The 1,486-nt window shown below is 74.1% G+C and carries 1 protein-coding gene; it reads right to left on the bottom strand.

Features of this window, described 5'->3' with window-relative positions; genetic code table 11:
• Positions 1-1,075, bottom strand: a 1,075-nt coding sequence (locus SACPADRAFT_RS26435; protein WP_007027589.1) for a thiamine pyrophosphate-binding protein, incomplete at its 3' end; no start/stop codon positions are given.
• Positions 1,076-1,486 lie beyond the last annotated feature (411 nt).

Raw genomic sequence — 1,486 nt, 5'->3', positions numbered from 1 at the left:
CCAGCTCGGCGACGCGCCCGGTCAGCTGCCGGGCGGCCGTGCCCGGGTCGGCCCGCGCGACGCGTTCCGCGGGCACGTGCCACAGCGGCATCTGCTCCTTGAGCGGGTCCGGGTCGACAACGAAGATCCGCGCCCCCGGGTCGGGCCGGTTGCGTACGGGGATCCACGGCACGTCACTGCCCAGGACGAGCACCACGTCGGCGCCGGTCAGTTCCGCCTCGTCGCGCTGGTCGTTCCACAGGTACCCGGCGTGCAGCGGATGGTCGGCGGGGAAGTTGACGTGCATCGGCACCGACTCCAGCACCGTCGCCCCGGCCGCCTCGCACAGTTCCACCAGCGCGGACACCGCGGACGGCTGTCGACCCAGGTGGGAGGTGACCACCACCGGACGCCGGGCGGCCGCCAGGGCGGCGGCGAGCTCCTCGACCACCTCCGGGGCGAGGGCGGTGGGCGCGACCGCCGGGAAGGACGCGGCCGCGTCCGGCTGCTCCGGCGCGTCGGCCTCCATCACCTCGCGCGGGCCGACCAGGTACACCGGTCCGGCCGGGTCGCTGCGGGCAAACTGCAGGGCACGGTGCACCACCTGCTTGACGTTCGCACCGGTGCGGATCTCGTTGTCGTACCTGGTGTACCCGCGCACGATGCCGCGCTGGTCGTGGACGTCCTGGATCCAGTGGATGAACTCGTTGCGGCCCCCGAACAGCTCGCCGTCCTGGGTGAACGGGGAGGCGCCCGCGAACACCAGCACCCCGACGCGCCCCTTCGCGGCGTTGTGCACCATGCCGCCGAGATTCTGGGTCCCGCACTCGACATGCACGACCACGGCCTGCGGCACCCCGGTCACCTGCGCGTATCCCTGCGCCGCGGCCATCGCGACACTCTCGTGCGGGCACACGAGCAGTGCGGGCAGTTCGTGCTCGACGCCGTCCGCGCGGGCCTGCGCGTACGCCTCCAGGAGACCGGCGTGGTCGCTGCCGAGATTGGCGAACACGTACCGGACGCCCCCCTCGGCGAGGGCCTCCAGGAATGCCCTGCTGGTCGTGTACGGCCGCACGTCCGTCCTCTCGGAACCCAAGCTCGGTCCTTTCGCCTCGTCGTCGTGGCGAGCCTCACCCGCGCCCGCCTCCCGCGGCAAGAAAATCGTTTCGATCGCCGAAACGGCGGGAGAACGCGGGCGGTGTCCCGGACCGTCCGGCCACGTCCGACCCCCAGACGGGCGTGGCCGGAGGTCCGACACACCGCCGCGCGCGGCGTTCCCGGCCCTACGACGTCACCCCCCTCGCTCCGGTTCCGTCCGGATCGGGCTGTCCGGACCTCTCCGCCCGCGCTCCCGGGCGGTGCTTCAGGATGACGCGGTGTCCCGCCACCTCCCACACCCCGACGACGCCGACACCACCCCCCTGCCCGCCCTGCGGGAACCGGTGCCCCGCGGGGACCGGACCGGCCCCGGGTGGTCGGCACCGGCCCGGCCCCGCCGCCCGGAGCC

Origin of the sequence: Saccharomonospora iraqiensis subsp. paurometabolica YIM 90007 (assembly GCF_000231035.2) — a bacterium.
Taxonomy (GTDB): Bacteria; Actinomycetota; Actinomycetes; order Mycobacteriales; family Pseudonocardiaceae; genus Saccharomonospora; species Saccharomonospora paurometabolica.
This window is presented reverse-complemented; position numbering and strand designations above follow the sequence as displayed.